Below are 14710 nucleotides of genomic sequence, written 5' to 3'. Positions count from 1 at the left end.
GTCTGCTCCCGTCGACAGTTACGGCCAGGGGCACAATACTACAGATTCACACGAGGACTATGACGTTTCAAAACTCTGCTGACTGCGCCAGGGCATTGTCGAGCATCTTCTGGTATTGCCGTCGCGGAACTTCAACAGCCCCGAAGCTTTCCAGATGGGTTGTGGTGAACTGGGTGTCGAGCAGGGTAAAGCCCTTTTCGATCAAATGGCTGACCAGATGTACGAGGCAGACTTTCGACGCATCGCGCTGGCGCGAGAACATGCTTTCGCCGAAAAATGCCGATCCCAGCGAGATGCCGTAGAGACCGCCGACCAGCCGATCCTCCTGCCAAGCCTCGACCGTATGGCAGTGGCCAAGGGCAAACAGCTTGCCATAGGCTTCGCGGATGGGCTGGTTGATCCAGGTGCGGGCACGCTCGCCGCTGCCGCTGGCGCAGCCGTCGATCACACCGGTAAAGTCCGTATCGAAACGGATATCGAAGCGCCCCTGGCGGATGGTTTTGCGCAGGCTGTGCGAAACGTGAAAATTCTCGAAGGGGATGATGCCGCGCCGTTCCGGACGAACCCAGAAGATTTCCGGGTTGTCAGCCTCTTCGGCCATGGGAAAGACCCCGGTTGCATAGGCGCGCAGCAGCAACTCGGGGTCTATTTTGAAGTTCTCTGCCGGGTCCTTGCCCGTCATGCCTCTTCTTCGGCAATAGCGGTATCGCCGGCCAGATATTTTTCGAGCCAATGGATATCGTAGTCGCCGTTGGCGATATCAGGATTGTTGATCAGGTCCTGAAACAGCGGCAGGGTCGTCTTGATGCCATCCACCACGAATTCATCCAGCGCCCGGCGCAGACGCATCAGGCATTCCACGCGGTTGCGGCCATGCACGATCAGCTTGCCGATGAGGCTGTCGTAATAGGGCGGAATCTTGTAGCCGGTATAGACGCCGGAATCGACACGGATGCCGAGGCCGCCTGGTGTGTGGTAATGGGTAATCTTGCCGGGCGAGGGTGCAAAGGTGCGGGGATCTTCCGCATTGATGCGGCACTCGATGGCATGGCCATGGAAGCGGATCTCATCCTGGGTGACGGAGAGACCGCCGCCGGAGGCAACACGGATCTGTTCATGCACGAGATCGATGCCGGTGATGGCTTCGGTGACCGGATGCTCCACCTGCAGGCGGGTGTTCATTTCGATGAAATAGAACTCGCCGTTTTCGTAGAGGAACTCGATCGTACCGGCGCCGCGATAACCCATATCGGCCATGGCGTTGGCGCAGATCATGCCGATGCGGTCGCGCGCATCCGCATTCAGAGCGGGGGAATTGGCCTCTTCCCAGACCTTCTGGTGCCGGCGCTGCAACGAGCAGTCGCGTTCGCCCAGATGCACGGCCTTGCCCATGCCGTCGCCCATCACCTGAACTTCGATATGACGCGGCTTCTGCAGGTATTTTTCGATGTAGACGGCGTCGTCGCCAAAGGCTGCGCCGGCTTCCGTACGCGCTGTCGAAAGCGCAACGGACAATTCGTCTTCGCTCAGCGCCACCTTCATGCCGCGTCCGCCACCACCGGCAGAAGCCTTGATGATCACGGGATAGCCGATTTCAGCGGCGATGCGCGCGGCTTCCTTGTCATCGGTCACGCCGCCATCGGAGCCGGGAACGACGGGGATGCCCAGGCGCTTTGCGGTGCGCTTGGCTTCGATCTTGTCACCCATGATGCGGATATGCGCCGCGGTGGGGCCGATGAAGGTGATGCCGTGCGCTTCGAGGATTTCCGCGAACTTGGCGTTCTCGGACAGGAAGCCGTAGCCGGGATGGATGGCATCGGCGCCGGTGATTTCGCAGGCGGCAACGATCTGGTGAATATTCAGATAGCTTTCGCGCGAAGGGGGCGGTCCAATGCAGACGCTTTCATCCGCCAGGCGGACATGCATGGCGTCGGCGTCGGCGGTCGAATGGACCGCGACGGTCTGAATGCCGAGCTCCTTGCAGGCGCGCAGGACGCGCAGGGCAATTTCGCCGCGGTTGGCTATGAGAATTTTCTGAAACATCACGCTCTCGATTTATTCGATCACAACTAGCAATTCGCCGTATTCGACCGGCTGGCTGTCCTCGATGAGAATGGCCGTGACGGTACCGGCGCGCGGCGATGGAATCTGGTTCATCGTCTTCATTGCCTCGATGATCATCAGCGTCTGGCCTTCCTTGACCTTCGAACCGACTTCGATGAAGGCGCGGGCGCCCGGCGCCGGGGAGAGGTAGGCCGTGCCGACCATCGGCGAGGGAACCGCATTCTTGGACGGATCACCGGCAGGCTTGGCGGCATCGGCCGGCGCCGCGGATGGCGCAGCGATGGCGGCGGGAGCCTGCGCATAGACGGCCTGCGGTGCCGCAGCCTGCATCGTGATCTGCCGCGATACGCGAATACGCAGGTCGCCCTGTTCGATCTCGATATCGGTAAGATCCGTCTCGTTCAGAATTTCTGCGAGATCGCGGATCATGACCTTGTCGATCCCGTTGTTTCTGCTAGCCATGCTTTTTCAAGCCCCTTATTTCTGTTCGGCAGCCCTTGTTATTGCGGTGCCGCTGCTTTGACGAGTGCGCGCAAGCCCATCACATAGCCATCCACTCCGAAGCCACATATCACCCCTTTGGCCAAAGGGGAAACGTAGGAGTGATGGCGGAATGACTCGCGCGCGTGAATATTGGACAGATGAACTTCCACCAGCGTGACGGCAGCCGCGCGGATGGCATCATGCAATGCGATTGATGTATGCGTATAGGCAGCCGGATTGATCAGGACAGCGGCGTTTTTCTCGCCTGCCTCCTGAATCCACGAGACCAGATCACCCTCATGATTGGACTGGCGGAATTCGATCCCGGCGCCGAGCTTTTCCGCCTCGGCACGGCAGAGAGCCTCGATATCGCTCAACGTGGAAGCGCCATAGATTCCCGGCTCACGCTTTCCCAGCATGTTCAGGTTCGGGCCATTGAGGACAAAGATCAGCTGTTTCATACCATACCGGACAATAATGACGGGTTTCGGAACCCGATGACGGGTCCCATATAGAGCAATGGATAGCCAAATGGAACTAGTTCTCTTTTCCGGATGGCGAAGCAATCCACAAGGAAGGTAGCAGGTCCGATGTTTCTCCACCGGACGAAACTGCCTGACAAAGCGGGTGTTCGCCAGCCGAAAAATCACGCGATTGCCTGTCCGCAAATGGTTTCTGCAGTCATTGGCATGAATGCAGCGCTATTTGTTGCGAATATGGCTGACTTTTTCCGCCAGTGCATCGGCACCGAGGGCACCCGGAACCACCTCGTTGCCGATGATGTAGGACGGTGTGCCATTGATGTTCAGGGCGTTGGCGAGGTCGTAGTTCTGCTGGAAGGCCTGGGCGATATCAGGTGACTGCATCTTTTCGCGGATGGCTTTCTCGTTTCCGCCGAGCTTGACCGCAATCTGCATCGCCGCGTCTTCCGTGGCGCGGCCGTCACGGCCGAGGAGGTCGCGGTGGAATTCCAGGTATTTTTCCGGCATCAGGGCCTTGAACGCCTTGGCGACAATGTGGGCCTTGGTGGAGTCAGGTCCCAGAATCGGGAATTCCTTCATCACGAAGCGCAGCTTCGGGTCGCTCTTGAGCAGGGCGTCCATGTCGGGCAGGGCGCGCTTGCAGTAGCCGCAATTGTAGTCGAAGAACTCGACGACGGTGACATCGCCCTTGGGATTGCCGAAGACCGCATCGAGCGATGAGTTGAACAGCTTGTCGTGGTTCTGGCTGATGACCTGACCCTGTGCCTGCTGCTGCGAGGCTTCCTGCTTGGCGCTGAGTGCCGCCTGCGCTTCAAGCAGCACTTCCGGGTTCTTGATCAGGTAATCCTTGATAATGGCCTCAACTTCGGCGCGGTTGACGGTGGAGGACATGGCGGGCTGCGGCGTTGCAGCCGTGCTGGTCTGTGCCATGACAGCCTGTTGGCTGAAACCGAGTGCGGCCAGGACCGCGAGGCCTGCGGATGCACTTACCAGAGCGACTTTTTTCATAACGTCATGTCCTTGTTTGTATCGGTGTTGGCAAAAAGCAGGATGATCATGCTCAATTGCGCTTGGAATTGATGATGTCCTGGGCGCGAACCCAGTCTGGCGATCCCTTTGCAAGGGCGCGCTGGGCTCGAATGGCGAAGATCTGTGCGTCCTGGATCTTGCCGGAATAGTATTTTTCCTCAGCTGCGGCGAGGTCCGAACGCGGTCCGTCGCCAAGCTGGCCATAGGCCTGCGCCAGATAGCCGTAGCCATCGGGGAATTCGCGGTCCCGGTCGATGCCGGCCTGAATTTCCTTGATCGAAGCCTTCAGGTTGGCGGGCGTGCCGCTCAGCATCAGCGCGCGGCCATAGGCCATGCGGATCAGGCCCGATTTGCGCGGATCAAGCGTGCTGGCCTTCTGGTAGGCCGCCGCTGCCTCCATCACCTTGTTCTGCTTCAGGAGGATTTCGCCGCGCATTTCGTGAAAGTAGGGATTCTTCGGCTGCTCGCGGATGAGCGCATCGATCTTTCCGAGTGCTTCCTGCGACGAGCCGTTGAGGTAGGTGGCGATGGCATTGCCGTAACGGGCGCCGATATTGTTCGGGTCCTTGCGGAAGTTCTGCAGCACGCTGGCGCCGCCGCCGGTATAGGCCGCGATCTTGCCGCGCATGAGATCATGGCGCTGCTGCAGCGCAGGGCTGTCCGTCTTGTCGAAATAGGGGCTGGCGCGGGCGAGTGTTTCCAGATTGGCAATGCGCTCGCGCGGCATGGGATGGCTGATGCGGTAGGGATCGGTGCGCGTGCCGCTGAGCGACAGGGCATTGGAGAAACGCTCGAATGTCGTCAGCATGCCCTTCGCCGATTGCCCGGTATTGGCGAGATAGGTGATTGCCGAGCGATCCGCTGCCATTTCTTCCGTGCGCTGATAGCTGAGCAGGCTGCGCATGGCCATCTCCGTACCGCCCATGGCCACGCCTGTCCCTGCCTGCGCCATGCCGCCTTGCTTGGTTGCGGCCCCTGCAACGGCTGCACCGAGGCCAAGCAGCCCGGCAACAACCGCCATGGTCTTGGCGTGCGCCATCTGCTCGCGCAACTGGAACTGGTGTCCGCCCGCCAGGTGCCCGGTTTCATGGGCCAGCACCCCGATGATCTCATTGGGTGTTTCGGCCTGCAGCAGCGCCCCGGTGTTGATGAAAATACGCCGGCCATCCACAAACGCGTTGAAACTGCTGTTGTTGACGAGAACGATGCGAATGGCGCGTTTGCCCAGACCCGCCGTGTTGATGATCGGCGTGGCGTAGTCGGTTACAAGCGCTTCGATTTCAGCATCGCGGACGATGGGAACGTTGGACTGTGCCGCAGCGATGCTCGTCTGGACCAGGCTGACAGCGCCCGCAACGAGAGCCGCGACCGTGCTGCGCGCCATGGCAGTCAACGATTGACGGGAAATGATCTGTCGAACTGTCATCATGGCTTATTCGTATCGAAGTCGGTCTTTGAAGGAAAGAGAAGCAAACCGTGTTCTCTTTTTTGTGAGATGGCGGATTATTCCGGCAAATCTGAGGCCCGGCTTAAGGATAGCGCGGGCCTTGATAAAGAAGAACCGGCAAAGATGCCGGTTCTCCAGTTCAGTTATCCACGCGTTTCTGGCTCTCAGAAGAAACCCTTCTTCTGCCACCAGCCGCGCTTGGGCGACGCTTCGCCGTCCTTCTTGTCCTTGGGAGAGGTGGACGTGACGACTGGCGTGCTGTTTTCCACCTTTGCCGGTTCCGCCTTTGCGGGGGTAGCGGGTTCCGGCTGGATTTCCGCCGGAGCGGCAGCTGGCGCCTCCGCCTCGACTGCTGGCGCAGGCTCGGCAACCGTTTCCTCGGCAACCGCCTTCTTGGCGGTCTTGCGCGGTGCGCGTTTCGGCTTGGCTGGAGCCTCGGCTTCGGCTTCGACGGGCGCAGCCTCTGCTGTGGCTTCTGCGACCGGCTGGGCCCCCGCCTTGGCGCGCGGCTTGCGGCGGGAAGCCTTCTTGGCCGGAGAGTCTCCGGCAACCGCCGGTTCCGCTTCAACCACGGTGTCTGCAACGACAACCGTCTCTTCAACCGCAGTCGCCTTGGTTTCAACGGCCGCTGGCTTGCTGAAATCCGGCAGAGGGATGGTCACGAAGACCGGTTCCGCATCGGGCACGGATTTGGCAGCGATCTCCTGATCATCGCCATCTTCCGGACGACGGTTCTTGCGTCCGCCGCGCCGGCCGCGCCGGCGCTTCTTGCGACGTTCGTTCTCTTCCTCGCGGGCTTTGGCTGCTGCTGCATCCTCGCCTTCGACGGCCGGAACATCCGCATCATCACCATCGGTGTCACCGCGCACGGCCTGGCCGGGCTCACCGGCTGCCGCTTCCTGGCGGTCACGACCGCCACGCCGCCGCCGCTTGCGCCGGCGTTTGCGGGATGATTCGTCCTGATCGCCCGTGCGGGCGGTTTCACCGGGCTGTGCTTCGCTGTCGGCGTCTTCGTCGATATCCTCGATCACCGGATCGGTCTCGTCGAAGTCGTCGACAATGCCAAGGGCCGGCGTTTCAGTCAGCGGAACAATCGGACCAAGCGCAATGGAACCCTTGTCGATGGCGAAATGCTGCGCACCCACGCTCTCATCGGCTTCGATGCTGATCGTCAGGCCAAAACGGGCTTCCAGATCGGCAAGGTTCTGACGCTTGTGGTTGAGCACATAGAGCGCCGTTGCAACCGTGGTGCGAACGATGATGTTGTTCTGCGAATGACGCAGCAGATATTCCTCGATCGAACGCATGACATGCAGCGCGATGGAGGAGGCGGAGCGCACATGGCCGGTGCCGCCGCAATGCGAGCAGATCTGCGTGGTGCTTTCCAGCACGCTGGCGCGGATGCGCTGGCGCGACATTTCAAGCAGGCCGAAGTGGGAAATGCGGCCGACCTGAATGCGGGCGCGATCGTCCTTCAGGCAATCCTTCAGGCGCTTTTCCACCGCACGGTTGTTGCGGTTTTCTTCCATGTCGATGAAGTCGATGACGATCAGACCGGCAAGATCGCGCAACCGCAGCTGGCGCGCGACTTCATCTGCCGCTTCAAGATTCGTCTGCAAGGCCGTATCTTCAATCGAATGTTCGCGTGTCGACCGTCCGGAGTTGACGTCGATCGCCACCAGAGCTTCCGTCTGGTTGATGATGATGTAACCGCCGGATTTCAGCGTCACCTGCGGCTGCAGCATGCGGTCGAGCTGCGCTTCGATGCCGTTGCGCGCAAAGATCGGCGTCAGTTCGCGATAGGGCTGCACCACCTTGGCATGGCTCGGCATGAGCATGCGCATGAAGTCCTTGGCCTCGCGGTAACCGTTTTCACCGGCGACGAGCACTTCCGTGATGTCCTTGTTGTAGAGATCGCGGATGGAGCGCTTGATCAGGCTGCCTTCCTCGTAGACGAGGGTCGGCGCACTGGAGGCGAGGGTGAGGCTGCGGACATTTTCCCACAGGCGCATCAGATATTCGTAATCGCGCTTCACTTCCGGCTTGGTGCGCATTGCACCGGCCGTGCGCAGGATCACACCCATGCCCTTGGGCACTTCGAGGTCCTTGACGATATCCTTCAGGCGCTTGCGGTCCTGGATGCTGGTGATCTTGCGCGAAATGCCGCCGCCGCGCGCGGTGTTCGGCATCAGGACGGAATAACGGCCAGCGAGCGAGAGATACGTGGTCAGGGCCGCGCCCTTGTTGCCGCGCTCTTCCTTGACAACCTGAACCAGCAGGATCTGCCGGCGCTTGATCACGTCCTGGATGTTGTACTGGCGGCGCTGGAAGCGCTGATGCGTCGGAACTTCTTCCATGGCATCTTCGGCACCGATGGAATCGACTTCGTCGAGCTCGTCATGCGGCTCTTCCTTGTCGTCCTGCGACCGGCGCTTCGACCGGCGCGGCTGGTGGTCGCCGTCGTCGGCCCTTTCAGCGGCATCCGTGGCAGCGTCAGCCGCATCGTTGGTGTCAACGACAACGGCTTCCGAAATGACATCGGCGTCGATGGCGGCGGCAAGTGTCTGCCCGCCATTGTTTTCGGAAGAGGGGTTCTCATCCGATGCAGCCTGCTCTGATGATTCGTGGCTTTCGCCAGCTTCATCGGCGGCAGCGTTCTCGTCATCCGCCGAATCGAGCTTGACCGATTCGTCGCCCTGGCGCGTGCCCCGACGGCTGCGGCGGCGATTGCGCTGTCCGCGATCGTTGCGATCGCGGGTGCGCTGCTCGCCGGCTGCTTCCTCGTGGTCTTCGTCCTGGCTGGCTGCCTCCGCTTCCGCGTCGATCAGCGCCTGACGATCCGCCATCGGAATCTGGTAGTAGTCAGGATGGATTTCGCTGAACGCGAGAAAGCCATGGCGATTGCCGCCATATTCAACGAAAGCTGCCTGAAGCGATGGTTCTACACGTGTGACACGCGCGAGATAGATATTGCCTTTGATCTGTTTCTTGTGTTCCGACTCAAAGTCAAATTCTTCAATCCGGTTGCCGCGAACCACGACAACGCGCGTTTCCTCCTGGTGGGAGGCGTCGATTAGCATTTTGTCCGACATTATGATTCTTCTCCCCGGCTGAAACGCACAAAACGCGGGACAACCGGGACGCCCATAGGGGTGCCGGAGCCGCGGTTTCACATTTGCCGGATATATTAAGGTTCGCAGAAACAGACAGACACGGCATCACGCGGTGTTGCTTTTCAGCACCCGCGGCTTTCAAGCCGGTAATAGTCACGCCTGTGTCAAACATTTCTGTTCCTGACGAAACGACCTCTACGAATGGCATGCTCTGAAGCATTGCCGACCCGTTACTGCGCCGTGCGTCTTTTCGGACGCACAGAGGCGCAGTAACAACTAAGATTGCGCATAATCCTTATCCAAAAATCGAAAATGATCTTTGGGGTTATGCGGTAACACCCTCGAAAGGGCTGGCTCGACGCGCCTTGTCTGCGCCATCTGCCGTTCACACAAAGCGCAGCCGACATTCCCTGTCTGCTCACGCCAAATTCTTTTCCGGTTACCACAGCGATGCTTCGCTTCTGCCACTCCGTGTCTCTGCCTTCAGTGTCAGCCGGCCAATTGCCGTGACATAGCGAGCATGATTCCGGATGGCGGAAAGTAACCCACCTTTGCTTTTAGGAGGTGTGTCGCGTTATGACAAGGCCTTCTTCATAATCGTGTCATCGCTATGGCACAGAAGTGGCGGTCACGATAACAGCGGGATAACGGGGATAGGCGGTTAATAAGATTAAATTAACCACGACGAGTTACCTATCATTCACATATAATGTGGCTCCGTCTGATACGAAATAGCACCAGAGGGGATGATTGCCCGGCACGCGCCGGCGTCCATCTGCAATGACATGAATGTGATCTGCCGGTTTTTGGTAACAGTCTTTCTGGTCTCGGTTGCTGTCGCGCAATCCGGCCAGGGCGCGGTTGCGGCCGATGAACTGGCGGCGTTGACCTATCAGGCGGCTGGCGACGAACTGCGCACCCGCGTCGTGATCAATTTCGACCATGAGCCTGAGGTGTCGACGCTGCTGCTGGGCGAGCCGCATCGCCTGGTGATCGATTTGCCGAAAGCCGTCTTTGCCTTTGACAAGAAATCACTGGAGCCGCGCGGACTGATCGACAATGTGCGCTACGGGATGATCAGCGATGCCCGTTCGCGGCTCATCTTTACCATGAAGGGCCCGTTCAGTGTCGAACGCGTCGACGTGCTCAAGAATGACAACAGTCCCGGCTATCGCCTTGTTGCCGATCTTGTCGCCTCGTCGGACCGGCAGTTTGCCGATGCCATCAAAAACCAGAATGCACCCACCGCATCCACGCAGGTTGGCCCCAAGGGCGACCGTGTTGCCAGTGCGGCGCCGCTGGAAGTCAGCAAGGCGCCCAAGCCGTTCACCGTCGTCGTGGATGCGGGGCATGGCGGCATAGACAGCGGCGCGGAAAGCACCGGCGGCATCATGGAAAAAGATGTCACCCTGATGTTCGCACGCGAGCTGCGCGATCAGCTGAGCAAGATTCCCGGCCTGCGGATCGAGATGACGCGCGACAGCGACGAATTCCTGCGCCTGCCGGAACGCGTGCGCATTGCCCGGCAATATGAGGCTGATCTGTTTATCTCGGTGCACGCCGATACGATCAACCAGCGCAACATTCGCGGCGCGACGGTCTATACGGTTTCCGACAAGGCGTCCGATGCCGCATCGCGCGCCATGGCCGACCGCGAAAACAAGGCCGATGCGGTTGCCGGTGTTGCCTTTGACAATGAGACGCCGGAAATTGCCGATATTCTCATGGATCTGACCCGGCGCGAGACGCATACATTCTCGCTCAGTTTCGCCAAGGGCGTGGTGCGGGCGCTCAAGGGCGATGTGAACATGATCAACAATCCGCACCGTTTCGCCGGGTTCCAGGTGTTGCGGGCGCCCGATGTGCCTTCCGTGCTGGTTGAAATCGGCTATTTGTCCAATGACGAAGACGCAAAACTGATGCTCGACCCGGCATGGCGGACCCATGTGGCGGAACGGCTTGCTGCAGCCGTTGGCGAATTTTCAGGAAAAAAGACAGCAGGCGCATCGAATTGACAGTTTCCGACAGCGTTTATGCAACGATTGACCATCAGACAGTTCGCGGAGCCTAATATACTTGTCTGTGCGTTGCCGAAACTCCACAATTGGTATTTAAATTGTGCGCAGAACCGGGTTGTCCTTGCCTTTGTCACATTTGTCGCTCAATTGCGTCACTGAATTTGCCGGGCGTTGTGTAATCCGGTTGGAGTACCGGGAAACTGCTTCCCGGAGTGCGATTTGCATTGACCAAGATCGTGCATCGATTATCGACATGCCAAATGGATGAAACGGGTTCCGGATACAAATGATACGCTTGATCGGATATTTTTTCGGAATCGGTACCGTCGTCGCGCTGCTGGCCGCGGGCGGTGCAGCGCTCTATGTGGTCAAAGTATCCAAAGACCTGCCCGATTATGAAGTTCTGGCCAAGTACGAGCCGCCTGTCATGACGCGCATTCACGCGTCCGATGGAGCGCTGATGGCTGAATTCGCCAGGCAGCGCCGCCTCTATCTGCCGATCCAGGCCATTCCGGACCGGGTGAAGGCCGCATTCGTGTCGGCGGAAGACAAGAACTTCTATCAGCATCCGGGTATCGACATCAGCGGTCTTGCCCGCGCCGTTATCGTCAATGTGCAGAATTGGGGCTCGCGCCGCCCGGTTGGTGCGTCCACCATTACCCAGCAGGTGGCGAAGAACTTCCTCCTGTCGTCCGACCAGACGATGGGCCGCAAGGTGAAGGAAGCCATCCTGTCCTTCCGCATCGAGCAGGCCTATTCGAAGGATCGCATTCTCGAACTTTACCTCAACGAAATTTTCTTCGGTCTCAATTCCTACGGTATCGCCGGTGCGGCGCTGACCTATTACAACAAGTCGGTCAATGAGCTTACCATCGCCGAGGCGGCCTATCTGGCTGCGCTGCCCAAGGGACCGTCCAACTATCATCCGTTCCGCCAGACGGAGCGGGCGCTCGAACGCCGCAACTGGGTGATCGACCGCATGGCCGAGAACGGCTACATCACGACGGACGAAGCCAAGACGGCCAAGGCCGAACCGCTCGGTGTTACGCCGCGCCATACCGGCAACTACCTGTTCGCGTCTGAATATTTCACGGAAGAAGTCCGTCGCCAGATCATCGGCAAGTACGGTGAAAATGCGCTCTATGAGGGCGGGTTGTCCGTGCGCACCACACTTGACCCCAAGATGCAGGTGCAGGCCCGCGCCGCCCTGCAGCACGGATTGTTCAAGTATGACGAAGCCAAGGGCTACCGCGGCCCGTACAAGACGATTTCCACCATCGGCGACTGGGGTATTCCTCTGGCCGAGATCAAGGCGTTTTCCGATGTTCCGGACTGGCAGCTCGCGGTCATTCTCGAGGTGACGCCAACACAGGCCGTCATCGGCCTGCAGCCCGAGCGCAACGATGCCAACAGCCTGGTTGCCGCGCGCAAGAAGGGCACGATTGCCGCCGCCGATATCAAATGGGCCATGAACCTCTACAAGGATGGCAGGCGCACATCGGCGAAATCACTGGAGGGCGTGTTCAAGCCTGGTGACGTGGTATTCGTGCAGAAGAAGGAAGGCAGCGATACGGCCTTCGATCTGCACCAGGTGCCGGGAATCGAAGGCGCGATGGTTGCCATGGACCCGCATACCGGCCGCGTGCTCGCGATGGTCGGAGGCTTCTCCTTCGCCGAATCGGAATTCAACCGCGCCACGCAGGCCATGCGCCAGCCGGGTTCCTCCTTCAAGCCGTTCGTCTATTCGGCCGCGCTGGACAATGGCTACACCCCGGCATCGGTGGTGCTGGATGGCCCGATCTCCATCGACCAGGGCGGCAGTCTCGGCATTTGGGCACCGAAGAACTATGGCGGCAAGTTTGCCGGCCCGTCCACCCTGCGCTACGGCATCGAGCAGTCGCGCAACCTGATGACGGTGCGTCTGGCGCAGGACATGGGCATGAAGCTCGTTGCCGAATATGCCGAACGGTTCGGCATCTATGACAAGATGCTGCCGGTTCTGGCCATGGCGCTCGGGTCGGGCGAAACCACGGTGATGCGCATGGTGACGGGCTATTCGATCATCGCCAATGGCGGACGCAAGATCACGCCATCGATCATCGACCGCGTGCAGGACCGTTACGGCAAGACCATCTTCAAGCACGATGAGCGCAAATGCGACAACTGCTCTGCCGAGGACTGGAAGAACCAGCCGGAGCCGGAGCTGGTCGACGACCGCGATCAGGTGCTCGACCCGATGACCGCCTACCAGATCACGTCGATGATGGAAGGCGTCATCCAGCGCGGTACGGCAACCATCCTGAAGAGCCTCAACCGTCCGATCGCCGGCAAGACCGGCACGACGAACGACGAAAAGGACGCCTGGTTCATCGGCTTCACGCCGGACCTCGTTGTCGGCCTCTATCTCGGCTATGACACGCCGACGCCCATGGGCCATGGCGGCACCGGCGGCGGCCTTGCGACCCCGGTCTTCAAGGATTTCATGGATGCTGCCATGAAGGGCCAGCGTTCGGTTGACTTCCGCGTGCCGGAAGGCATGACCGTTGTGGCGATTGACCGCAAGACCGGCATGCGCGCCACCGAAGGCCAGCCGAACGTGATCATGGAAGCCTTCAAGCCGGGCACGGGCCCTGCGGACAGCTATTCCGTCATTGGCGCGAATTCCTTCTCCGAGGGCGCGCCCATGGAGGTGCAGTCTCCGAACGTCAACAGGGTCATCCAGGGCGGCGGCGGCGGACTTTTCTGACCGATCGAGCCTGTGAACTTTCGTAAAGTCTGAAGACTTTACATCGCGCGGACCAGTGAATATGGTCCGCCGCAATTCGAAAACAATGGCATATACAGAAGGAACGGACAGCCAATGCGCGCTGAAATCGAGACGCTGGTCGACGAGATCAAGCAGGCCATAAGCCTGCTGAGGAGGCATCTTTGACTGGGATACGTCAATCAAACGCCTTGGCTATCTGAACCAGCTTGCCGAAGATCCAGCGCTGTGGAATGACGCGCAGGAAGCCCAGAAGCTCATGCGTGAGCGCCAGCAGCTGGAAGACGGCATCAACTCCATCCGCACGCTCAGCCAGTCGCTCGAAGACAATATCGAGCTGATCGCCATGGGCGACGAAGAGGGCGACAAGTCCATCGTCACCGAGGCGGAAGAAGCCATTCGCGCCATCAAGGTGGAAGTGGACCGGCGCCAGATCGATACGCTGCTGTCGGGCGAAGCCGACGCCAATGACACCTATGTCGAAGTGCATTCGGGGGCAGGCGGCACGGAAAGCCAGGATTGGGCATCGATGCTGCTGCGCATGTACACGCGCTGGGCCGACCGCAAGGGCATGAAGGTCGAGCTGCTCGAAATCCACGACGGCGAAGAGGCGGGCATCAAGTCGGCCACCATTCTGATCAAGGGCCACAATGCCTATGGTCTGATGAAGACCGAATCGGGCGTGCACCGGCTGGTGCGCATCTCGCCGTATGATTCCAATGCGCGGCGGCATACATCCTTCTCCAGCATCTGGGTCTATCCCGTCGTCGATGACAATATCGAGATTGCGGTGACGGAATCGGATGTGCGCATCGATACCTATCGCGCGTCTGGTGCCGGCGGCCAGCACGTCAACACGACTGACTCGGCGGTGCGCATCACGCATATCGCAACCGGTATCGTCGTGCAGTGCCAGGCGGAACGCTCGCAGCACAAGAACCGTGCCACGGCATGGTCGATGCTGCGCGCGCGGCTCTACGAAGCGGAACTGGAAAAGCGCGAGCAGGCGGCCGATGCCATTTCCGCCTCCAAGACGGATATCGGCTGGGGGCACCAGATCCGCTCCTACGTCCTGCAGCCCTATCAGCTGGTCAAGGATTTGCGCACCGGTGTCGAAAGCACCAGCCCGCAGGATGTGCTCGACGGCGACGTCGACATGTTCATGGAGGCAGCCCTGGCGCACCGCGTGCACGGCAGCGATGTGGAAGTGCAGGATATCGCTTAAGTCCAGGCGTATTGTCTGAACAAAAATCCCCGGCAGGAGATGTCCTGCCGGGGATTTTTTATGATGATCCGAGCTCCTGCATCCA

10 protein-coding genes are annotated in these 14710 nt (G+C 59.7%); 3 read left to right on the top strand and 7 right to left on the bottom strand.

The window, feature by feature from the left end:
* Positions 1-67: 67 nt before the first annotated feature.
* The 7 genes from aat to RDL77_RS02220 all read right to left on the bottom strand — a co-directional run bounded on the left by aat (position 68) and on the right by RDL77_RS02220 (position 8597).
* The gene (gene aat, locus RDL77_RS02250) at positions 68-682 is read right to left on the bottom strand and encodes a leucyl/phenylalanyl-tRNA--protein transferase (protein WP_288191633.1); all 615 of its coding nucleotides are present in this window, start codon (positions 680-682) and stop codon (positions 68-70) included.
* Positions 679-2043 carry an acetyl-CoA carboxylase biotin carboxylase subunit gene (accC, locus tag RDL77_RS02245; RefSeq protein ID WP_288191632.1) on the bottom strand — a complete coding sequence of 455 codons (1365 nt, stop codon included), beginning with the start codon at positions 2041-2043 and terminating at the stop codon, positions 679-681. The genes aat and accC overlap by 4 nt, the downstream gene beginning before the upstream one ends.
* 12 nt (positions 2044-2055) lie before the next feature.
* Complete coding sequence (accB, locus tag RDL77_RS02240; RefSeq protein WP_288191631.1) at positions 2056-2526, bottom strand: acetyl-CoA carboxylase biotin carboxyl carrier protein; 471 nt, start codon at positions 2524-2526, stop codon at positions 2056-2058.
* Positions 2527-2564: 38 nt separating this feature from the next.
* The gene (aroQ, locus tag RDL77_RS02235) at positions 2565-3008 is read right to left on the bottom strand and encodes a type II 3-dehydroquinate dehydratase (RefSeq protein ID WP_105732638.1); all 444 of its coding nucleotides are present in this window, start codon (positions 3006-3008) and stop codon (positions 2565-2567) included.
* 240 nt (positions 3009-3248) lie between these two features.
* Entirely contained in the window at positions 3249-4037 is a 789-nt protein-coding gene (locus tag RDL77_RS02230; RefSeq protein WP_288191630.1) for a DsbA family protein, read from the bottom strand.
* A gap of 52 nt (positions 4038-4089) precedes the next feature.
* The gene (locus tag RDL77_RS02225; RefSeq protein WP_374042643.1) at positions 4090-5484 is read right to left on the bottom strand and encodes a M48 family metalloprotease; all 1395 of its coding nucleotides are present in this window, start codon (positions 5482-5484) and stop codon (positions 4090-4092) included.
* A 185-nt stretch (positions 5485-5669) separates the two neighbouring features.
* Positions 5670-8597: a ribonuclease E/G gene (locus RDL77_RS02220; RefSeq protein ID WP_288191629.1), complete on the bottom strand. Its 2928-nt coding sequence runs from the start codon at positions 8595-8597 to the stop codon at positions 5670-5672.
* Positions 8598-9364: 767 nt separating this feature from the next.
* On the opposite strand from RDL77_RS02220, the gene RDL77_RS02215 reads away from it, so the two are divergent.
* The 3 genes from RDL77_RS02215 (at position 9365) to prfB (ending at position 14625) form a co-directional block, all read left to right on the top strand.
* Positions 9365-10633: an N-acetylmuramoyl-L-alanine amidase gene (locus tag RDL77_RS02215; RefSeq protein WP_288191628.1), complete on the top strand. Its 1269-nt coding sequence runs from the start codon at positions 9365-9367 to the stop codon at positions 10631-10633.
* 289 nt (positions 10634-10922) lie between these two features.
* Positions 10923-13382, top strand: coding sequence for a penicillin-binding protein 1A (locus RDL77_RS02210; RefSeq protein ID WP_223613212.1), 2460 nt, complete (start codon positions 10923-10925; stop codon positions 13380-13382).
* Between the two features lie 114 nt (positions 13383-13496).
* Positions 13497-14625 (top strand): peptide chain release factor 2 gene (prfB, locus tag RDL77_RS02205; RefSeq protein ID WP_288191627.1). Its coding sequence is split into 2 segments (ribosomal slippage): positions 13497-13565 and positions 13567-14625, totalling 1128 coding nucleotides; the frame shifts between segments, so codons are not numbered across the junction.
* The last annotated feature ends 85 nt before the right edge of the window (positions 14626-14710 follow it).

The sequence above is a fragment of the uncultured Phyllobacterium sp. genome, from assembly GCF_902479695.1.
In the GTDB taxonomy this organism is placed as follows: Bacteria; Pseudomonadota; Alphaproteobacteria; order Rhizobiales; family Rhizobiaceae; genus Phyllobacterium; species Phyllobacterium calauticae.
Note: the sequence above shows the minus strand (reverse complement) of the source record. Positions and strands in the feature narration are given on the sequence as shown.